General features: G+C 68.0%; 21 protein-coding genes. 5 read left to right on the top strand and 16 right to left on the bottom strand.

The annotated features are described in order from the left end of the window. Nucleotides 1-2: 2 nt before the first annotated feature. From mftD to mftA, 4 genes are read right to left on the bottom strand one after another with little or no spacing between them, the layout of a single operon-like run. A complete protein-coding gene (gene mftD / locus ACLIVD_RS12325) occupies nt 3-1,184 on the bottom strand; it encodes a pre-mycofactocin synthase MftD (protein ID WP_280783586.1) in 1,182 nt (393 codons plus the stop codon). A 29-nt stretch (nt 1,185-1,213) separates the two neighbouring features. Next, nucleotides 1,214-2,431 (bottom strand): mycofactocin radical SAM maturase, encoded by a 1,218-nt coding sequence (mftC, locus tag ACLIVD_RS12320; protein ID WP_317569192.1) that lies wholly within the window; start codon nt 2,429-2,431, stop codon nt 1,214-1,216. 35 nt (nt 2,432-2,466) lie between these two features. Further along, entirely contained in the window at nt 2,467-2,769 is a 303-nt protein-coding gene (gene mftB / locus ACLIVD_RS12315) for a mycofactocin biosynthesis chaperone MftB (RefSeq protein ID WP_080578158.1), read from the bottom strand. Nucleotides 2,770-2,771: 2 nt separating this feature from the next. Then, nucleotides 2,772-2,867, bottom strand: a complete 96-nt coding sequence (mftA, locus tag ACLIVD_RS12310; protein ID WP_005573048.1) for a mycofactocin precursor MftA — start codon at nt 2,865-2,867, stop codon at nt 2,772-2,774. A gap of 133 nt (nt 2,868-3,000) precedes the next feature. Between mftA and mftR the strand changes: the two genes are divergently transcribed. Continuing rightward, nucleotides 3,001-3,624 carry a mycofactocin system transcriptional regulator MftR gene (gene mftR / locus ACLIVD_RS12305; protein WP_005239471.1) on the top strand — a complete coding sequence of 208 codons (624 nt, stop codon included), beginning with the start codon at nt 3,001-3,003 and terminating at the stop codon, nt 3,622-3,624. 38 nt (nt 3,625-3,662) lie between these two features. Next, the gene (gene mftM / locus ACLIVD_RS12300; RefSeq protein ID WP_491932537.1) at nt 3,663-4,487 is read left to right on the top strand and encodes a mycofactocin oligosaccharide methyltransferase MftM; all 825 of its coding nucleotides are present in this window, start codon (nt 3,663-3,665) and stop codon (nt 4,485-4,487) included. A gap of 5 nt (nt 4,488-4,492) precedes the next feature. Here mftM and ACLIVD_RS12295 read toward each other — a convergent pair whose 3' ends face one another. Together ACLIVD_RS12295 and ACLIVD_RS12290 are read right to left on the bottom strand one after the other, a co-directional pair. Beyond that, nucleotides 4,493-5,782, bottom strand: a complete 1,290-nt coding sequence (locus ACLIVD_RS12295) for an HNH endonuclease (RefSeq protein ID WP_491932536.1) — start codon at nt 5,780-5,782, stop codon at nt 4,493-4,495. Nucleotides 5,783-6,133: 351 nt separating this feature from the next. Further along, on the bottom strand, nt 6,134-6,265 hold the full coding sequence (locus ACLIVD_RS12290) for a DUF6226 family protein (RefSeq protein WP_491932535.1): 132 nt from the start codon (nt 6,263-6,265) through the stop codon (nt 6,134-6,136). A gap of 115 nt (nt 6,266-6,380) precedes the next feature. Between ACLIVD_RS12290 and ACLIVD_RS12285 the strand changes: the two genes are divergently transcribed. Continuing rightward, nucleotides 6,381-6,836 carry a hypothetical protein gene (locus ACLIVD_RS12285; RefSeq protein WP_317569188.1) on the top strand — a complete coding sequence of 152 codons (456 nt, stop codon included), beginning with the start codon at nt 6,381-6,383 and terminating at the stop codon, nt 6,834-6,836. 20 nt (nt 6,837-6,856) lie between these two features. On the opposite strand, the gene ACLIVD_RS12280 is transcribed toward ACLIVD_RS12285, so the two are convergent. Both ACLIVD_RS12280 and ACLIVD_RS12275 read right to left on the bottom strand, forming a co-directional pair. Further along, nucleotides 6,857-7,009, bottom strand: a complete 153-nt coding sequence (locus ACLIVD_RS12280) for a mycothiol transferase (protein ID WP_491932534.1) — start codon at nt 7,007-7,009, stop codon at nt 6,857-6,859. A gap of 16 nt (nt 7,010-7,025) precedes the next feature. After that, nucleotides 7,026-7,190, bottom strand: coding sequence for a mycothiol transferase (locus ACLIVD_RS12275; protein ID WP_317569186.1), 165 nt, complete (start codon nt 7,188-7,190; stop codon nt 7,026-7,028). 189 nt (nt 7,191-7,379) lie between these two features. Between ACLIVD_RS12275 and ACLIVD_RS12270 the strand changes: the two genes are divergently transcribed. Then, nucleotides 7,380-7,682: a putative quinol monooxygenase gene (locus ACLIVD_RS12270; protein ID WP_283332938.1), complete on the top strand. Its 303-nt coding sequence runs from the start codon at nt 7,380-7,382 to the stop codon at nt 7,680-7,682. A 48-nt stretch (nt 7,683-7,730) separates the two neighbouring features. Further along, a complete protein-coding gene (locus ACLIVD_RS12265; protein ID WP_317569185.1) occupies nt 7,731-8,303 on the top strand; it encodes a putative immunity protein in 573 nt (190 codons plus the stop codon). Here the strand turns inward: ACLIVD_RS12265 and ACLIVD_RS12260 are convergent. From ACLIVD_RS12260 to mdo, 8 genes are all read right to left on the bottom strand, one after another. Beyond that, nucleotides 8,290-9,954, bottom strand: coding sequence for an ABC transporter permease (locus ACLIVD_RS12260; RefSeq protein WP_491932533.1), 1,665 nt, complete (start codon nt 9,952-9,954; stop codon nt 8,290-8,292). The two genes, ACLIVD_RS12265 and ACLIVD_RS12260, sit on opposite strands and share 14 nt — an antisense overlap. Continuing rightward, nucleotides 9,951-10,886 (bottom strand): ABC transporter ATP-binding protein, encoded by a 936-nt coding sequence (locus tag ACLIVD_RS12255; protein WP_491932532.1) that lies wholly within the window; start codon nt 10,884-10,886, stop codon nt 9,951-9,953. The genes ACLIVD_RS12260 and ACLIVD_RS12255 overlap by 4 nt, the downstream gene beginning before the upstream one ends. A gap of 70 nt (nt 10,887-10,956) precedes the next feature. Continuing rightward, nucleotides 10,957-11,643 carry a MadR family response regulator transcription factor gene (locus ACLIVD_RS12250; protein ID WP_105412707.1) on the bottom strand — a complete coding sequence of 229 codons (687 nt, stop codon included), beginning with the start codon at nt 11,641-11,643 and terminating at the stop codon, nt 10,957-10,959. Then, the gene (locus ACLIVD_RS12245; protein WP_280783575.1) at nt 11,640-12,980 is read right to left on the bottom strand and encodes a MadS family sensor histidine kinase; all 1,341 of its coding nucleotides are present in this window, start codon (nt 12,978-12,980) and stop codon (nt 11,640-11,642) included. The genes ACLIVD_RS12250 and ACLIVD_RS12245 overlap by 4 nt, the downstream gene beginning before the upstream one ends. Nucleotides 12,981-12,984: 4 nt before the next feature. Continuing rightward, on the bottom strand, nt 12,985-14,172 hold the full coding sequence (locus ACLIVD_RS12240; protein ID WP_491932531.1) for an iron-containing alcohol dehydrogenase: 1,188 nt from the start codon (nt 14,170-14,172) through the stop codon (nt 12,985-12,987). Nucleotides 14,173-14,311: 139 nt separating this feature from the next. Next, nucleotides 14,312-15,850, bottom strand: coding sequence for a MadC family VWA domain-containing protein (madC, locus tag ACLIVD_RS12235; protein WP_491932530.1), 1,539 nt, complete (start codon nt 15,848-15,850; stop codon nt 14,312-14,314). 2 nt (nt 15,851-15,852) lie between these two features. After that, the gene (locus ACLIVD_RS12230; RefSeq protein ID WP_280783572.1) at nt 15,853-16,959 is read right to left on the bottom strand and encodes a MadB family AAA-type ATPase; all 1,107 of its coding nucleotides are present in this window, start codon (nt 16,957-16,959) and stop codon (nt 15,853-15,855) included. A 107-nt stretch (nt 16,960-17,066) separates the two neighbouring features. Continuing rightward, on the bottom strand, nt 17,067-18,338 hold the full coding sequence (gene mdo / locus ACLIVD_RS12225) for an NDMA-dependent methanol dehydrogenase (RefSeq protein ID WP_005239439.1): 1,272 nt from the start codon (nt 18,336-18,338) through the stop codon (nt 17,067-17,069). Nucleotides 18,339-18,633: the final 295 nt, after the last annotated feature.

Genomic DNA, 18,633 nt, shown 5'->3' with positions numbered 1-18,633 from the left:
GGTCAGGATTCGGCGCCGAGCACACGGGCGAATCCGGGCGGGATCACGACGTCGGACGGCGTCAGGTCGTGGATGGACGAATGACCCAGCCCGAGCAACGCCGAGTCGATACCTCCGCGGAGGACGTCGAGAACGTTCTCGACGCCGGCCTGACCGTTCGCCGAGAGGCCCCACAGGTACGCGCGGCCGATCATGACCGCCCTCGCACCGAGCGCGACGGCCTTCACGACGTCGCTACCGCGGCGGATACCACCGTCGAGAAGCACCTCGACCTGGTCGCCGACGGCCTCCGCGATGGCGGGCAGCGCGCGGATCGGCGCCGGGGTGCCGTCGAGGTTGTTGCCGCCGTGATTCGACACGGAGATCGCGGTGACGCCGGCGTCGACGGCGCGCTTCGCGTCGTCGACCCGCATGACGCCCTTGAGCATGAACGGCCCGCCCCACTGCTCGCGCAGCCACGCGATGTCGTCCCACGTCGGCAACGGCGTCTGCATCCACTCGCCGTAGGCGCCGAAGAACGTGGGCGGTTCCTGACCGGGCTGCGCCAGGTTCGGGGTGGTCAGATCCGGGATCTTGCGAGTCTTCGCGAACTCGTACAACCACTTCGGACGAGTAATGCCCTCGGGGGCGAACTGGAGCATCGCCTTGAGGTCCATCTTCTCGGGGATGGCCGGGCTACCCCAGTCGCGTCCGTACGAGAACGACCAGTCGGTGGTGATGATCAGGCCGGTCGCCCCCGCGGCGCGGGCGCGTTCCATCCGCTGGATCAACACGTCCCGGGTGCCGACCCAGTACATCTGGAAGAACGTCTGAGGATTGGCCGCCGTGACCTCCTCGATCGACTTGCTCGCGAACGAACTCAGACCGATCGCCGTTCCCCGTGCCGCCGCCGCACGCGCGACCGCGACCTCGCCGTCGGGGTGCACCGCCTGCACACCGGTCGGGGAGATCACGACGGGCAGCGAAATCGGCTGACCCATCACGGTCGTCGACAGCTCACGCTTGTCGGACAAACCGACCACGTGGGGGGCGAACCCCAACTCGGCGAAGGCCGCGATGTTGTCGTCGACCGTCACGCCCCGCTCGGAACCGGCGATCAACGCTGCATACACCGACTTCGGCAGACGCTTCTTCGCGCGACGCTGAGCCTCGGCCACCGTCTCGAAGAACGGATTCTTACCCATGGCAATACCTCTCGTACCTGGCAGACGACTTACGTCTGGTCCATGCCCGCAAGCGGGTTCTCGTCACAAATCTTGGCCGGCGGACGCACCATCAGCGTCAACGGAACCGGCGCCCGCGGAGTCCGGCGCTGGCCGGTGCGGGAATGGTCGACACTGGATTTCGGGATCTCCCCCGCGGCAGCCAACGCCACTTCGCCGTTGCCGATCACACATTCGGGGTCCGGGCCGTCCATCGGCAGCCCGGTGAAGAACTTCGCGGCCATGCATCCGCCGCGGCAGGAGTCGTAGTGGTTGCACTTGCTGCACGCGCCGCCGGTCTGCGGGGACCGCAGCTCCTGGAACAGCTCCGACGTCTGCCACACCTGCTGGAAACCGCCGTCCGCCAAGATGTTTCCCGCGAGGAACTGCTCGTGGATCGCGAACGGGCAGGCGTAGACGTCGCCGATCGGGTCGATCAGGCACACCACCCGTCCGGCGCCGCACAGGTTCAGACCGGGCAACGCATCGCCGTACGCGGACAGGTGGAAGAAGGAGTCGCCGGTGAGCACGCCCTCACCGTTGGCGACCAGCCAGTTGTACAGCTCGCGCTGCTGCGCCTGCGTGGGATGCAGTTCGTCCCACACGTCCGCGCCGCGCCCCGACGGTCGCAGCCGGGTGATGCGCAGGGTGGCGCCGTACTTGTCGGCGAGGGCCTTGAAGTCGTCGAGCTGGGACACGTTGTGCCGGGTGACCACCACGGAGATCTTGGCGTCCTTGAAACCCGCCTCGGACAGATTCTCGAGTGCCCGCACCGCCATCGCGAACGAACCCGGACCACGAACGGCGTCGTTGACCTCGGCCGTCGCACCGTCGAGGGAGATCTGCACGTCGACGTAGTCGCTGGCCGCGAGCCGGGCGGCGACCTTCTTGTCGATCTTCACCCCGTTCGTGGAGAACTTCACCCCCACCTGGTGAGCCGTCGCATAGTCGACCAGCTCCCAGAAGTCCGAGCGAACCGTCGGCTCACCGCCGCCGATGTTCACGTAGAAGACCTGCATACGCTGCAGTTCGTCGATGATCGACTTGCACTGCTCGGTGCTCAACTCCCGCGGGTCACGCCGGCCGGAGGAGGACAGACAGTGCACACACGACAGGTTGCACGCGTAGGTCAACTCCCAGGTGAGGCAGATCGGGGCGTCGAGACCGAGTTCGAACTGGTCGACGAGGCGGCCGACCGGAGCGGAAGGCCTTTCGAGCATGGAGGTCATGGGCTGTGTCCTCTGGTACGGGTGGAGAGAGCTGGTCAGGCGGGGACGATCATGTGCGACTCGGCCAACGTGCCGAGCGCTCGCGCATACTGCGCGGCAGTGTCGTCCCCGATACCCTGCGCCCGCAGTGCGGACCGGGCGTCGGCGTGTGAGGGAAGGGCTTCGACCACCGCGACGATCGTGCGGTTCTTCAGGAACGACAGCTTGCGCGTCCCGAAGTGGTAGAGCAGCGCCCCGAAAGGTTCGGGACGCAGCGCCACCTGCGGATGAAGCTTCCAGCCCACATCGAGATCGATACCGGCGTTGCCGGCCACTGAAGCAGAAGCTGGAGCGGACATGATCAGTACACGCCGCACATGCCGTCGATCGAGACCTCTTCCACCAGGGATTCCTCGACCAAGTCGTTTTCCAGCACGTTGTTGTCGCGATCCGACATGATTTCCTCCTACTGTTCGGTGATACGGCGCGAGCCGGAGGGATGTTCCCCGTCATAGGAGACCGTCCCTGTGACTCGCCTCACCACTGTAATGGCATCGAGTGCAGAATGACAGATCGGGAGGGGACGAAAATTGAGAAGTCGTCGAAAACCATCCAGTCGGATAGGGCGACGCCCGTCCACAACGCAGGATCGGATCAGCACCGTCGGGATCGAACTGTTCACGGAACAGGGGTTCGACGCCACCAGCGTCGACGAAGTCGCCGAAGCATCCGGAATCGCCCGACGCACCCTCTTCCGCTACTTCCCGTCCAAGAACGCGATCCCGTGGGGAGACTTCGACGCACACCTCGCCGAAATGCGCGCCCAACTCGCAGCGCAACCCGACGACATTCCGATCGTCGACGGGCTCACCGCAGCACTCCTGCAATTCAACGCGTTTCCCGCGAGCGAGGAAATCAACCACCGCAAACGCATGGGGCTGATCCTGCGAGTCCCCGCCCTGCAGGCGTATTCGGTGGTGATGTATGAAGGGTGGCGCAACGTCATCGCCGAGTACGTCGCGAGCCGGCTCGGAACCTCACCGACCGACCACGTACCCCGGACCGTCGGCTATCTCCTACTCGGCGTTGCGATGTCGGCGTACGAGCAGTGGCTCGACGACGATTCGCTCGAGCTGAACGAACTACTCGCCAGCGGAATGCAATCGCTCTACGATGGGCTGAGTTCCCTCGGCGAGCCCGACACCCGAACCTGACCCACTCCCGCCATCACCTCTCGGCAAGGTTGCCTCGAATGACTTCCACTCTCGACACGCCCCCTTTCAACTCCCTCGCACCGTGCGAATCCGGGCTGTGGTCACATGGTCACGTCACGGTCGAGCGGGTCGCGGCCGGGCCACTCACACTCACCCGTGACGGCGACCAGCTGCGGGTGACGCACGCCCTGACACCCGAAGATCTGAGCGAACGACTCGTCGCCTCCGTCACCGCGTCCATCGAGGACGCCGACTTCGGTCAGGACGAATTCGAATCGACCATGGTCGGACTGGTCCGCTCCACCGTCGACGGTGCGCTCGAAGCGTGGACCGTCTACTACCGCAACTCCCTGAACGAACTGCTGGACGGCACCGCCGACTTCGCACCGATCCACGAGAAGGCGGAACAATTGGTCCGCGGTTCGGTTCTCGACCTCGGGTCGTGCTTCGGATTCCTTCCGCTCCGACTCGCCCGCGCCGGTCGGTCCGTCACGGCAACCGACATCCTGCCCGGCACCATGACCCTCCTCGACGCCGTGGCACCGAAACTCGGACTCGATCTGCGCACCCTCGTGTGCGACGCCGCGCACGTACCGGTTCCCGACAACAGCGCCGACACCGTCACCGCCATCCACCTCCTCGAACACGTGGACGAAAGCATCGGGGCCGCAGTGATATCCGAGGCCCTCCGCGTTGCCCGCGACAGGGTTGTCGTCGCCGTCCCCTACGAGGACGAGGCAACGGCCTGCCATGGACACATCCGCACCTTCGACACCCCGTCGCTCACGAAGCTCGGTGAATCGACGGGACGCCCCTTCGTGGTGTTCGAACACCACGGCGGATGGCTCGTCATCGACTGCTGACCACCTCATGACGCCCACAGATGCGCCGGGGTCGGGAGCGGCGGCGGGGTTGATCTGTAGTGGTGCCCAGTCGGAGTGCCCAGGTCGATGAGGTGGGTGCCGCCGGGGTTGTGTACGGGGCGGGCGGACCATCCGTCGCCTTCCTTCGCATAATTGCACGCCTCGCAAAGCCCGGACCCGTTGTCCGCCGTCGTGGCACCGGATTCTCGGCGTGAGCGGATGTGGTCGTGATGCCGGATCGGCGCATCACACCACGGGGTGCGGCACGTCCCGTCCCGCAGGTCGATCAGCTTCCGCAGGCCCTTCGGGAACGTGCGCGACTGCGACTCCATCGCGGTCAACGACCCCGACTGCGGGCAGGAATACACCCGCTGCAACGACGTCTCCGCGTCGGCATCGACAGAATCGGCCACCAACTGCCGGGCAATCCCCGCCGGCACCAGCCCGAACCCCTGCAACTGCGCCGCCTCCTGCCCACCGGCCAGCAAGGTCTCGTCCGAGAGCACCAGATTCACCGCCACCGGAACACCACTCGCAGCGGCCCGGCCGGTTCCGCGGTCGAACAACAGGTCCACCATCAGCTGATTGCGGGTGCGGCCGCCACTGTCTCCGGCGGCGATCAGACTGTCCGCATCCCGCCCCAGGGTCGCCTGCAGACAGACCGCCTGCTCGACCGGCATCAACACGCTCAGGTAGGCCATCGAGTCCGGCGCAGGCCGTGTCGTGACCCGACGCTCGGACACCGCCTTGCGGTGCCGGGCCACGACCGCTGCGGCGTCGAGTTCCACCGCCAACGCCTTCGCCCGTGCGATCAGCCCGCGGTCGCCGACCCCGTCGAGAGTGGCCGGGTCCGAGCACAACCGGCGGTCCACGATGCCCCGATCGGCCGCCGACAGGCACGCCGTTTCCCGCACTAACAACGTGGCGCGCCATTCGTTCAACCGGCCCCACCGCAACATCGCCAGGGTGTGCGGCATCTCGTGCACCAACGCCTGAGCGAACCCGAGATGCCGACCGCCACGGTTCGGGGATTCCCTGCGCGCCAACGCAATCTGCGAGGCAATGCCGCGGTCCCACTCCGCCCGCGGCAACCCCCGAGCCCTGCGATCCGCACGAATACTAGTGGCGACGCCGTCGGCGATCACCGCCTGCACCGCACACCCGACCGACTTCAACGTCTCGATCGCATCGAGCCACTCGATCCCCAACCCCGCGTCCCCACCCGCCTCGGCACACCTCAGCCGCGCCGTGAACGCACGCAACTCATCCAGATCCGCTGCAATCGGAGCCCCCACAACCAACCTCCCCCAAGGTCGTTCGAAACTTTGTTCGATTCTAGCAACCGAACGCGACCACAGCAATAGAAAGCTCCGACAGGTCCGTCGCGATTACACGCGTTCGACCAGCTCCCCCGACACTGGAGCCGAGTGTTTGTCACGCGGCCTGGATGACGTTAGCGGCGTGGTGACCACGGCCGCCAATGGCCATCGGCCGGCGGTTGCACCGGCCGAGCGCGCAATTCCGTCACGTCCGCCACCGACAGCGTCGTCGTTCCGTGGCGACTCCAGTCCGGCGGTAAGCGCCTCCGCGTACTCGGCCAACTCGCGCAGGACGTACTCCGCGTCCTCCTCGCAGGCGTCGCAGCCTCATGCCGGTAGCGCGAAGTCCTGCCACGCTCCCGCACGCAGGTACAGGCCGGGGAACGAGGTGAAGGTGATCGTCAGCGGGGCCTGATCCCGCTGTGCCGGAATGATCGTCACCAATCCGAGGGTCGCCACTGTCCGCGACCTCGACGGCACACCGCACGGCTAACGAAATCCGATGATGCAGCGACAGAAGCACCATGCGGACCCGATCGTCAGGAGCGGGCCGCCGGACCCGAAGGAGTATCCGATGACCCACAGGATCCGCAGGTTCCTTGCCGGAGCGGCCGCGTCGTCCGCCCTTGCCGCCGCGGTGGTCGCGGTTGCCGCCGCTCCCGCGCAGGCCGAACCTTCGGCCGACTGTCACGCCGGCACCACGCCTACATCGGGCACCTCGCACTGCACGGCGCAGGGCGTGCCCGATGGTATGACTGCGGTCCACATCGGGACCGTCGAGTGCTTCGGCCTGACGCCGCGAGCGATTCCGGGACCCGGGGGTGTCTCGCACATTCCGTGGATTCAGGGCTATCGCCGCGATGGCCTGTGGGTGCCGACGGGGACACCGTCGACCGGATCGTGCGTCGGCGGAATCGGCGCCCCGTGGTGGGAGGTCGGCGTCTCGACGGGCGCCTTCACTACGTGCGGCCTGCAGGAGGGGATCGTCACCTACGTCAGCGTCGGCTGCAATCCGATCCGCCCCCAGTAGGGCACACGGACCGCCAGCGATCACGGAATGCGGTCGGCGAGGAGGATCTGCTCGCGCAGCATGTCGGCGTGACCGGCGTGCTGGGCGAGTTCACGCAGTACCTGCAGGTACAGGGCCCACACGGTGCGCTCGCCCCGGCCGTCGACTGTGTCGTCGAGCGCCAGACCGGCCATTGTCCGCCGGGATGCGTCACAGCGTTCGGTCTTTGACCAATCCGAGCAGCGTCGTCTTCGAGCGCACCAGACGCAGGCGCGCCTGCTCGTCGTCCAGACCGTCGAGACTGCCGCGCAGAGCGGCCCGGTACTCGTCGAGTAGTTCGTCCAACCGGCCACGGAGATCGTCAGTCCACCCCATGCCCGGCATGGTAATCGCCCCCACGCGGCCGACATGTCACATCTGCTGTGGTGGGGAGACGACGACCGCGATGAGTTTCGCGCCCGCATGCTGTCTGTACTGGATGAGAGGTGCTGTGGCGAAGACAGTCCCGGCTCGAATTTCACCCGCCCGGCTCGACAGGAAGACGCCTGGAAGAGGAGCGAACCCATGGTCATCGTCGCAGGACACATCACCGTCGCACCGCAACAGCGCGAGTCCTATCTCGCAGGCTGCGTGAGGGTCGTCGAACAGGCACGCGGCGCAGCAGGCTGCCTCGACTTCGCCATCTCCGCCGACCTGGTCGACCCCGGTCGCATCAACGTCTTCGAGCGCTGGGAGTCGCAAGCGGCGGTCGACACTTTCCGCGGCAGCGGCCCGAGCGACGAGCAAGGCGCGGACATGCTGTCGGCGTCGGTAGCCGAGTACGACGTCGCCGGCGTGCGGGCCCTGTTTGGGGAAGACACAGCGTGAACGCGCGGCACGGCCCCGGCCCCGGCCCCGATGGTCGAAAATGTAGCCATGGCGGGGGAAGCGAACGAGATCGTTCTGAGCAAGCAGGAACTTCGTGAGGTCTCCGCGTTTGCTGCGCGGTGTGCGGAGGTGGTCCTCGAGATATTCGAGGACGATCAGCCGCACGACTCGCGGCCCCGAGACGCGATCACAGCTGCGTGGGAATTCGCGCGGGGTGGAGAACGCGGGAAGTCTCTGCGCGACACAGCGTGGGCCGCGCTCGCGGCAGCCAAGGGAACGAACACTGCGGCTGCGCGCGAGGCAGCGTGGGCAGCGATGTCTGCGGCAGGCGCCGCCTATCTGCATCCGTTGGCCAAGGCCACCCAGGTCAAACATATTCTCGGAGCAGGCGCCCACGCGGCTAGAGCCGCCGAACTCGTCGCCGGTGACGATCGGACCGTCGGTGCCGGGCACGTCGAGCAAGCGGTGCTTCGCGCGACACCGGTCGTCGTCGATGTGCTCGAGCGCTTCCCCGCGGCACCGGGAGGCGGTGGACGGGTCGGTGAGTTGATCCGCATGCTGGACACCGACCTGCGGCGCCGTCCGTCGACCCAGCCGCCCTCTGCCGCTACGAATTCGTGAGGTCGCGCCGACGGAACAGCACCACTCCGATGGCACCGACGACGACGGCGATCACCGCGAGCCAGGCCAGCGGAGTGGCCGTCACGTCCACGGCGGGAACAGGCGGGACGTGTGTGAACGGCGACAGATCGCGGACCGCCTGAGGCAGCCCGAGCAGTGATCCGAGGAAACCGAAGATCAGGCAGACCGCGAGCACACCCCAGGAGAGCCCGGCCGACCAGGCGGGGATGCCGCCGAACGCCAACACCGCCAATGCCGCGACCACACTGATCGCCGGTACGAAGACGAGGGCGGCCCCCGTGAGGTGCACGACCTTCCCCGGCGCGTCCTCGGTCACCAGACCGTACGCGAGCCCGGTCGCCGCCCCGGTCAGCGTCTGCAGGACCACGATGCCGACGGTGACCAGGCCGACCTGCGCCAGCATCCACCGCGGACGCGAGACCGCTGTCGCGAGAACGGGTTCGAGTCGCCCGGCCGACTCCTCACCGCGCATCCGCAGCAATGCCTGCACGGCGTAGCCTGCGACCGCGATCGCCATCATGCCGAAGATGGCGGCGAAGTAGGCGTCGACCATGTTCGTCGTGCCGCCGCCGAGCTGTTCCATCATGTCGGCCACCTGCTCGCCCTCGCCGAGGAAGTCGTCGATCTGGTCTGCGATCGCGCCGTACACCACGGCGAGGACGGCGATTCCGAATGCCCACCAGAACAGGATCGTCCGTTGTATCCGCCACGCCGATCCGACCGCCGTCGGCAGCGACGGGGAGGCGCGGGCGGGGCCCGGTCGGGTCGGCACGAGCCCCGAGCCGATATCGCGGTGCTCCGTGAGAGCGAAGGCGACCGAGCCGACCGCGAGTGCGAACACCGCGGGCAGCGCCAGAACCCACCAGGCGTTGTCGTCGTACGGACGGACCTGCTCGGCCCAGCCGATCGGCGACACCCACGTCGGCCAGCCGCTCACCACCTGCGTGCCGTTGTTCGTCACCGTGCCCGTCATGTCTCCCACCGCACGCAACAGGAATGCCACGCCCAGGGCGGCCCCGGCCAGTCCGTTGGCGGTGCGGGCACTGTCCGTCACCTGCGCCGTCACCGCGGCGATCGCCGCGAACGCGATACCGGCACCGGCGACGGCCGCGCCGAGCGCCACCGACCCGTCCAGTGGCAGACCCGCCGCCACCAGCACGACGACGTTGAGCAGTCCGAGAGCGAAGTTCGCACCGACCGCCACCGCCAGGGCAGCGGTGAGCAGTGCCTTCCGGCCCACCACGGCGGCCTCGACGAGTTCGGCGCGGCCGGTCTCCTCGTTCTGGCGGGTGTGCCGCACGACCAGCAGGGTGGTCATCAGGCCGGCGGCCAGCGACAGAGGCATGACGATCTGACAGGCGAGCACGGCGCCGGCGCTGTACCCCGACACGAGACCGTTGGTGGCCAGCGCGACCGGCGACGCCGCAGTGGCCATCGCGAAACTGCGCAGGTCGGGCTCCGTGGGATACAGGCCGAGCACGCTCGACGCCGAGAACGCCTGCAGCGCTGCGAGAGCGAGCAGCCACACCGGCAACTGGATGCGGTCGCGGCGCAGGGCGAGCCGCACGAGCCGGGCGGTTCCTGCACACTGGCCGCGGCCCGCCGGCGCCGGCGCCGTCACCGTGCTCACGGCGTCCGCGTCCCCGACTCGGCCCGCCGATGGTTCTCGCCCTCTCTGGCCAGTTCGTCCCCGTAGTGCCGGAGGAACAACTCTTCCAGCGTCGGTGGTGTCGACGTCAGCGACGTGATCCCGAACGTCAGCAGGTGGCGCAGCACCCCGTCGATCGCGCTGGTGTCCACCTCGCACCGGGTGTGCAGGCCGTCGACTCGCACGTCGTACACCCCGTCGACGGCCTCGAGCCCGGTCACCGGCCGCTGCGTGTCGGCGGTGATCGACGTGCGCGTGAGGTGACGCAGTTCCGCGAGGGTGCCGGTCTCCACGGTTCGGCCCTCGCGGATGATGCTCACCCGATCGCACAGCGCCTCGACCTCCGCGAGGATGTGACTCGACAGCAGGACCGTCTTCCCCGCGTCGGACATTTCCTCGACGCAGTCCTGGAACACCGACTCCATCAACGGATCCAGCCCCGACGTGGGTTCGTCGAGCACGTACAGTTCGACGTCCGATGCGAACGCGGCCACCAGCGCGACCTTCTGCCGGTTGCCCTTCGAGTACGTGCGCGCCTTCTTCGTCGGATCGAGTTCGAATCGCTCGAGGAGTTCCGCGCGCCGCGGCTCGTCCAGCCCGCCGCGCAACCCCGCGAGGAGGTCGATCGCCTCTCCGCCGGTGAGGTTGGGCCACAGGTTCACGTCACCGGGAACGTAGGCGAGCCGCCGGTGCAACGACACGGAGTCGCGCCACGGGTCGCCGCCCAGGAGAGTGGCAATGCCCGAGTCCGCGCGCAACAGGCCGAGCAGCACCCGGATGGTTGTCGACTTGCCGGACCCGTTGGGGCCGAGAAATCCGTGCACCTCCCCCGTCCCCACCTCGAGGTCGAGGCCGTCGAGTGCGCGGGTCGGCCCGAACGTCTTGACGAGATTCTCCACCGAGATCGCAGCCATGATGGGGACGCTACGCCGGTTCGCGGGTGGTCACGACGGGTTCCGCTGCCACCGCCGCGACGGGGCCGGATCAGATCAGACCGAGTTTGCCCGCCTCGTACACGGCCTCCGCACGGCGGCCGACGTCGAGTTTGCGCATGATGTTGCTGACGTGAAATTTCACCGTCGTAGCCGAGATGAACAGCCGCTCGCCGATTTTCGCATTCGACAGACCCTTGGCGAGGAGCTGCAGGACCTCGAGTTCACGCTCGGTGAGCCCGTCCCGCGGCGTCGTCTGCCCGTTGAGCGAGCGGATCACCGCCGACGCGCTGCGTGAATCGAATGCGCTCTCGCCGCGGGACACCGCGCGGATGGCGCGTACCAGTTCGGTGGTGTCGACGTCCTTGACCACGTATCCGCGGGCGCCGGCGTGGATGGCGCGGACGACGAGTTGCTCGTCGAGGAACGTCGTGAGCACGAGCAGCCCCATCGTGCCGTCCGCGGCGGACAGCTGGGCGCACAGTGCCAGACCCTCGTAATCGGAGGCCGCCGACAGCTTCAGGTCCATCAGCACGACGTCCGGCGCGACGTCTCCGACGACGGCCAGCGCCTCCTGCATGGAGGACGCCTCCCCGACGACCTCGAGATCCGGCTCACGTTCGAGGACCGATCGCAGTCCCTGACGGAGAATCGCGTGGTCGTCGACGAGCACGAGCTTCACCACCGAGGTGGGGCGAGCGGACCCGGTCTGGTCACGCACCGCGGTTCGTATGGTCATCGGTCCACCTCACTGTCGGAATGTAACGGGATCCGGGCAGCAACCCGGACTCCGCCGATCCTGGCCCGCGCCACTTCGAGGGTGCCGCCCAATTCGGCTGCCCGGGCCTGCATGTTCGCCAACCCGCGGTGGTGCCCGTCGAGGTCGTTGTTCGCCGCCATCCGCAGCATCAGTCGCATCCGCTTGGGGTCTCCGTCTCCGTCGTCGGCGACGGAGAGCAGCACCGAATCGGCCGAATACGTGAGTCGGAGGACGGCGCGCGTCGCGTGGGCGTGGACGGCCGCGTTGAACAGCGCCTCCCCGGCGATCCTCAGCAGCGCGTGTTCCCGGTCGCTGGACAGCTCGGCGGGGGTGCCGCCGACGCGTACGGTGACCGCGAGCTCGTCAGGCATGTGCACGACCCCGAGTTGTTCGAGCATCTCGGGCAGGGACGTCCGGTCGGAGCCCCCGGAATGGTTGAGCGCGTAGATGGCCGAGCGCAACTGCTCCACGGCGCGGCGCGTCAACTCCTTGGCAAGGTCGAGCCTCTCGCTGCGCTCGTCATCCGGGACGCCGCTCCGGCACACCTCGATCTGCATGCCCGCCGACAGCACCGCCTGCGTGACACTGTCGTGGAGTTCGCGGGCAATCCGGTGCCGTTCCTCGTCGAGCACCTGGTGCCGGTGCGCCGCCCCAAGTTGACGCTGGGTGGATTCGAGTTCGGCGTTGCGCACCGCGAGATCGGAGGCGTTACGACGCGCCTCCGAGTACGCGTGCTCGGCCCGCTCGAGCAGCAGCTGGCCCCGCTGGTAGAGCGCCGAATTCTGCAGGGCGACGGCTGTCTGACTCGCGAGGATGCTGAGGACCGCGCCGTCGGTGGTGTCGAGTGTGCGGTGCTCGGCCGTCCAGGCCGCGAACGCTCCCACGACGCCACCCTCGAGGACGATCGGCACGAAAGCGTGGTGCGCGTCGATGACGGGGGCGCCTCCGGTGCGCGCGGACCGAATGTCGGCCAGACACGTCACGACCTCGTCCGGCAGCGGCGGGCCCTCGACGTTGTCGACGAGGAACGGCGTCGCGTCCGGCCCCAGGACCAGGCGGCGCGGGCCGGCGTCGGGCAGCATGCCGTCGGCGAGGGCGAACGCGATCCATCGCGCGTCCAGATGCGCCCGGGCCGCCTCGGCGACCGCGCAGATGAGGGTTTCGGGGCCCTCCACGGTGCGGACGAGGGCCCGCGAAATGAGTTCCAACGCGTGGACGACACGTTCGAGACGTTCTGCGGCGCCGCGATATTGGGGGTAGAACGTCGGCTTGCCGGACCGCAGTCCGGTGAGCGTCGACAGGTCCGGGGCGTTCATGCGCTCACAGCGCAGTCCGGAACAGCGCCACCATCTGCTCCTGGGTGGCCGTGCGCGGGTTGGTGGACATGCAGGCGTCGCGGAGCGCGAACTCGGCCAGCCGTGTCAGGTCGGCTTCGCGAACTCCCAGCTGCCCCAGACCTTTCGGCACTCCGACCTCGCGGGCGAGGCGTTCCACCCGGTCTGCGACCGCGAGAGCGGCCTCCTCGGGTGTTCCGCGACGCTCCTCGAGACCGAGCGCCGCGGCGATGGCGACGAACGGGGTGGCGTCGTCGGTGGCGTTGAATCGGATGACGTGCGGGAGCAGGATGCCGTTGATGACACCGTGCGGCAGGTCGAGCAGTCCCCCGACCTGATGGCTCATCGCATGCGCGGCACCGAGGATCGCATTGGTGAACGCGAGGCCGGCTTCGAGACTCGCCTGCGCCATGACGGCGCGCGACTCCATCTCCATCGGCTCCTCGATGGTGCGGACCAGGGTGTCGGTGACCAGCCCGACCGCGCGGAGCGCATGGTGGTCGGTGAGCGGGTTGTGCGCCAGCGACACGAACGCCTCGATGCCGTGAGTGAGGGCGTCCAGGCCGGTCGCGGCATTGAGCCAGTCCGGCATGGTGGTCAGCAACCGGGGATCGATCACGGTCACGTCCGGCACGAGCGCGCGGCCGATGATGGTGATCTTGGTGCCCCGCCGCGTGTCCGTGACGATGCAGAACTGCGACACGTCGGCGCCCGTCCCCGACGTGGACGGCACCATCACCAGCGGCGGGATCGGACTGGTCGCCTGGTCGACTCCCTCGTAGTCGAGGATGTTGCCCCCGTTCGCGGCGAGCACCGCGATGCCCTTCGTAGCGTCGATGACGGAGCCTCCGCCCAGGGCGACGAGGACATCGCACTCGCCCTCGCGGTACGCGTCGTGCCCGGCCGCGATCTCGTGGTCCTTGGGGTTGGGCGTCAACGCGCTCCACACGACGGGGGTGAGGCCCTGCTCGCGCAGCTGTTCCTGAAGTTCGGCCGCCCAGCCGGCGTCGATCAGACCCGGATCGGTGACGAGCATCGGCCTCGATCCGCCGAGGCGGAGTACCGCGTGCGCGGCCTCGACCATGGACCCGATACCGAACACGATCTCGGGTGCATGGAATTTCACCAGCCTGCCCGGGGCGGTGGTGCGGGTGGACGGATAGGACACGGACAAGTCGACACTCCTCCCGACACCTGCGTGCATGTGATCCAGATTACAAGACTCTGATCTAGACCCTACGGTCCGGGACGAGCCCCCACACCCGCCGAAGGACAGGTGCGGTACCTACCCGATCGGGTAGGTAGCAGGGATCTCACCGCAACGCGTGCCCCAGTTCGGCGGCGCGGGACATCAGCTGCGCGGCGTCCCGCGCGACGACGACACGGTCGCAGATGTCCGCGTACTTCGGCATCGCGCAGGACGCCTGGTTCCAGTACCGCTCGGGTTCCGGGGTGATCCACGCCAGCCGGTGCACCTTGCGACGCAGTTCGGCGAACTCGTCGACACCCGGGGGCAAGCCGTTGCACCGCCCGTCGCCGACGACGACCACCGAGGTCCGGGAGTTCACATCGGTGCCGAACTCGGTCAGCACGCCGGCGAACACCCGGCCGTAGTCGCTGCTCGCCTCCAGGTCGATGCGCGGGTCGGCGAGCACCGACGCGAGCGCGTCGTCGTCGGTCCCGGCGAGGAGGGTGTCCGTGACGTCGACGGGCCGGTCCACGAACGCCAGGACCTGGCAGCGGCTCGCTCGACGGTGCATGGCCTGCGCCAGCCGGAGGGTGAAGGCGGTGACGGGTCGTACCGACAGCGACACGTCCGCGAGGATCAGCACCCGCACCCGGTCCGGGCGGGGCGCCTTCACCATGAGGTGGAAGGGTATGCCCTCGGTCCGAAGGCTCGCGCGCACGGTCCGTCGCATGTCCAGCCGGCCCCGCGCGAGTTCGCGCGGCCGGGGGCGCGAAGGCCCGCGCATCCGCCGAAGCACCTCGTAGCACGCCTGATTCACTTCGGCGCGGGTCGTGGCCGCCACCGTGCCGCTCGTGGTCTCCGGTTCTTTTTCGGGTCCGGCGGTCAGGTCCCGGGCGTCCGCCAGCGCGCCCACGAAGGCCTCGACCGCCTCCGCCAGCCGGTTCAACTGGGCCGCGGTGAGTGGTTCGGCCCCATCGGAATCGGCGTAGACCGTGCTCGGGTCGTAGGAGTCGAGCCACGCGAGGATCGATTCCGGGTCGTCCCAGGACAACGATCCGACGACGGCACCGCTCGTCGACGACGCCAGGTCACCGACGGCGGCGCTCGCCGCCCGCTCGACCTCCACCGTGTAGGTGACACCGCGTCGTCCGGATTCGGCTTCCGAATCGACGGACAGATCCGCGTCGCTCGACGTCATGCTGACATCGTCGTCGTCCTTGTGGGGGTTGAAACCCTTCTGCGCCTCGGGGGTGTCGAAGTGGTCGCCCACTTCGGCTGCACGCTCGTTGTATTCGGCGTACCGCGCCGTCTCCGCGTTGTCCGCGACCTCCAGCGCGGTGGGCAGGCCCTCCGCGAACTCGGTCCGGGACGGTGCATGCGCGTCGTCGGGTGCCGCGACGGCGACCGATTCGAAGAACACGTCGAAGGCGCGGTCGAAACCCGCCTGCTCGTACGTGTACTTCGCGCACACCGCACGCAGCGACGCCCTCAGCGTGGGCAGGTCGCGGCCGCCGATCAAGCCGAACACCCGGCGGACCTCGATGACCTCGGCCGGGGACGCGGCGACACCGTAGCGGCGCAACAGCTTTCCGAAGGACGCCGCGAGCACGTCGGGGAGTTGCGCGGGCAGGGACGGGGAGGGGTCGGGCTGCGGGCGGAGCATCGTCAGCGCCTGCCCTGCCGACCCGCGCCGATGCCGCCGCGGTCGCGACCACCGTGCCCGCGGAACACCGCGGTGGTGGTGTTGGCCGGCCGCGATGCGACCGTCACCCGCTCCACAGGCCCGGCCGGAGCGGTTTCGCCGTCGTCCGCCGGGAACGGCTGTTCGCCGGAGAGCCGGGTGCGGACCAGTTCGACGTCGCTGGTGTATTTGAGCAGGGCGGTCAGCAGAATGTCGCGGACCGCGGCCTGCGAACTCACGGCCACCCCCGTCGACTTCAGGACCACCGCCGCACGGGCCGCGTCGATGACCTCCGCGATGGACGGACTCTTGCGGAGCGGCAACTGCCGCAACGTGCGAGCCAGATCCACCACGTCCGCCGCGACGGCCTCCTCGACCTCGGGGGCCTTGGCCGTCACGATGTCGCGCTCACGCTGTGGTGTCGGGTAGCCGAGGTGGTAGTGCAGGCAACGACGCTTGAGTGCGGGTGACAGTTCGCGAGTGTCGTTGGACGTCAGGATCACCCACGGCGCCGACCGCGCGGTGAACGTCCCCACTTCGGGGATGGTGACCTGCCCCTCCGCGAGAACTTCGAGGAGCAACGCCTCCATCGACTCCTCGGTGCGGTCCACCTCGTCGACGAGCAGCACCACCGGTTCCGGCGACAGGATTGCCTCGAGCAGCGGACGGACCGACAGGAACTTCTCGGAGTACAACCCGAAATCCTGCGCGGCCAGGAACTGCGACGCCTCGGCGACGTCGTCGAACGCGGCCATCTTCTCGCCGATGCGGTCGCGCAACATCTGCACGTGCAGAAGCTGTTTCGCGTAGTCCCACTCGTACAGGGCCCGGTTGTCGTCGAGACCTTCGTAGCACTGCAGCCGAACGAGCTTCCGCCCCGAGGCCTCGGCCAGCGACTTCGCCAGCTCCGTCTTGCCGACACCGGCAGGCCCCTCCAGCAACAGCGGACGTTCGAGGGCGGTCGCCAGGTGGACGACCACCGCGAACTCGTCGTCGGCGATGTAGTCGACCTCGCGCAACGCTTCCTTCAGTTCCGCGCCGTCGGCGAAGCGGATGTCCACCGGTTCGGGGGCTGTGTGCGGTGCAGTCATGATCGGGGCGTCCGTCCTTCGTCAGCGGTGTGGTGGTGGGAACGCATCCGGGGCGGGGCCGGGCTGGGGTGTGGCTCCCGCCCCGGACGCGAGTTTCGGTGGGTCGGTCAGTACGCGCTGTTGATCGCGTGATCGACCACAGGGAGCATCGACTCGACCGTCACCTCGCGCGGGTTGCCCGGTGTGCACCAGTCGCCCTGGATGTGCTCGGAGATGGCCCGCACGGTCTTCTCGTCGCCCCGGATGGTGTCACCGCGACCCTCGTACTTCTTGGTGTTCATCTGGTTCTTGTCGTACGAGTCGGTGCGCACCTGACCGAAGTTGTCCGGAATGCCGACGTCCTTCGCCAGGCGGATGGCCGCCTCGACCGCCGCGTCCGCGGCCTGCACCGTGGTGAGGTTGCGGGTGTCGACCCCCAGCGCTCCGGCCAGCTGGGCGTAGCGCTCGTACCGCGACGGCAGGTTGTACTCCCAGACGCGGGGCAGGGCGATGGCGTTGTTCAGGCCGTGGTGGCTGTCGAAGAATGCGCTGACCGCGTGCGAGATGGAGTGCACGATGCCGAGGCCGCCGGAGTTGAATGCCTGGCCGGCGATGTACTGCGCGTTCATCATTCCCTCGCGGGCCTTCAGGTTGCGCGGCTCGAACACGGCCTCCCGCAGGTTCTTCGCGACCAGTTCCACCGAGTACAGCGCGTTGCCGAGCGACGGCGCGAAGTCGAGACGCGACACGTACGGCTCACTGCCGTGCGCGAGGACGTCGAATCCGCAGTACGCCGTGAAGTGCTGGGGGCAGGTGTAGTACAGCAGCGGGTCGTCGATGGCGAGGGTCACGATGGTCGCCTCGTCGAATCCCACCCACTTGTGCGGGTTGTTCATGTCCGACGTGTCGGTGATGACGTACGCCCACGACGTCTCCGAACCCGTACCGGCCGTGGTGGATACGGCGATATGGGGCGGGTTCTCCTTGTTGGTGGACTTCGCGAATCCCTCGAACTCGTTGATGTTTCGGCCGTCGTGCGCGACCACCACACGGGCGCCCTTGGCTGCGTCGTGGCTCGAGCCGCCGCCGACGGAGATGATCGAGTCGCACTTCTCCTTCTGGTAGAGCGCGGCTGCCTCCATGACGTTGTAGTCCTTGGGGTTGGACTCGACCTTGTCGTAGAGCACGACCTCGACGCCCTGGTACTCGATCTTGCCGACCAGTTCCTCGATGATGCCCGAGCCGCGCAGGCCCGTGGTCATGAGCAGGGTCCGCTTGAATCCGAGGTTCTTCGCCTCGACGCCGATGATGTCGTGGGCGCCCACTCCCATCAGTGCCCGCGGGAACGGGTGGAATTCCTTGATGGGGAAGTCCCAGATCTGGTTGAGCTCGATGGCCATGGCCGTCTCCTCGATTAGTCGATGTCGGATCTGAAGCGTTGTGGAAGGGGACGCAATTGATGTGATCGGCGTCTCACCTGGAACCCACTGTGACCTAGTTCGGGCCCCGGTTACAGGCCTGCGGGGCCGAACCGTCCGACCGCGGCGCACAAACTGCCCGAACGGGCAGGTACGGCCGGGCCGAGCCGGAGGGGGCGGCACTCGATAGGCTGTCCCCTTCATGCGGAGTCCACCCGCTAGGCAAAAACTAGAACCTGTTCTATATTTGGAGCAGGCAAGCGAGCGTTCCGGCGCT

It is taken from the genome of Rhodococcus sp. G6(2025), from assembly GCF_058628105.1.
The sequence above is the reverse complement of the archived record's forward strand: the minus strand, read 5'-3'. Positions and strand labels throughout refer to the sequence as shown.

What these genes read in the sequence shown, in the direction of transcription:
- mftD (WP_280783586.1), bottom strand. Translation starts at nt 1,184, where the DNA reads ATGGGTAAGAATCCGTTCTTCGAGACGGTGGCCGAGGCTCAGCGTCGC.
- mftC (WP_317569192.1), bottom strand. Translation starts at nt 2,431, where the DNA reads ATGACCTCCATGCTCGAAAGGCCTTCCGCTCCGGTCGGCCGCCTCGTC.
- mftB (WP_080578158.1), bottom strand. Translation starts at nt 2,769, where the DNA reads ATGTCCGCTCCAGCTTCTGCTTCAGTGGCCGGCAACGCCGGTATCGAT.
- mftA (WP_005573048.1), bottom strand. Translation starts at nt 2,867, where the DNA reads ATGTCGGATCGCGACAACAACGTGCTGGAAAACGACTTGGTCGAGGAA.
- mftM (WP_491932537.1), top strand. Translation starts at nt 3,663, where the DNA reads ATGACTTCCACTCTCGACACGCCCCCTTTCAACTCCCTCGCACCGTGC.
- ACLIVD_RS12285 (WP_317569188.1), top strand. Translation starts at nt 6,381, where the DNA reads ATGACCCACAGGATCCGCAGGTTCCTTGCCGGAGCGGCCGCGTCGTCC.
- ACLIVD_RS12280 (WP_491932534.1), bottom strand. Translation starts at nt 7,009, where the DNA reads ATGGCCGGTCTGGCGCTCGACGACACAGTCGACGGCCGGGGCGAGCGC.
- ACLIVD_RS12275 (WP_317569186.1), bottom strand. Translation starts at nt 7,190, where the DNA reads ATGGGGTGGACTGACGATCTCCGTGGCCGGTTGGACGAACTACTCGAC.
- ACLIVD_RS12270 (WP_283332938.1), top strand. Translation starts at nt 7,380, where the DNA reads ATGGTCATCGTCGCAGGACACATCACCGTCGCACCGCAACAGCGCGAG.
- ACLIVD_RS12265 (WP_317569185.1), top strand. Translation starts at nt 7,731, where the DNA reads ATGGCGGGGGAAGCGAACGAGATCGTTCTGAGCAAGCAGGAACTTCGT.
- ACLIVD_RS12255 (WP_491932532.1), bottom strand. Translation starts at nt 10,886, where the DNA reads ATGGCTGCGATCTCGGTGGAGAATCTCGTCAAGACGTTCGGGCCGACC.
- ACLIVD_RS12250 (WP_105412707.1), bottom strand. Translation starts at nt 11,643, where the DNA reads ATGACCATACGAACCGCGGTGCGTGACCAGACCGGGTCCGCTCGCCCC.
- ACLIVD_RS12245 (WP_280783575.1), bottom strand. Translation starts at nt 12,980, where the DNA reads ATGAACGCCCCGGACCTGTCGACGCTCACCGGACTGCGGTCCGGCAAG.
- madC (WP_491932530.1), bottom strand. Translation starts at nt 15,850, where the DNA reads ATGCTCCGCCCGCAGCCCGACCCCTCCCCGTCCCTGCCCGCGCAACTC.
- ACLIVD_RS12230 (WP_280783572.1), bottom strand. Translation starts at nt 16,959, where the DNA reads ATGACTGCACCGCACACAGCCCCCGAACCGGTGGACATCCGCTTCGCC.
- mdo (WP_005239439.1), bottom strand. Translation starts at nt 18,338, where the DNA reads ATGGCCATCGAGCTCAACCAGATCTGGGACTTCCCCATCAAGGAATTC.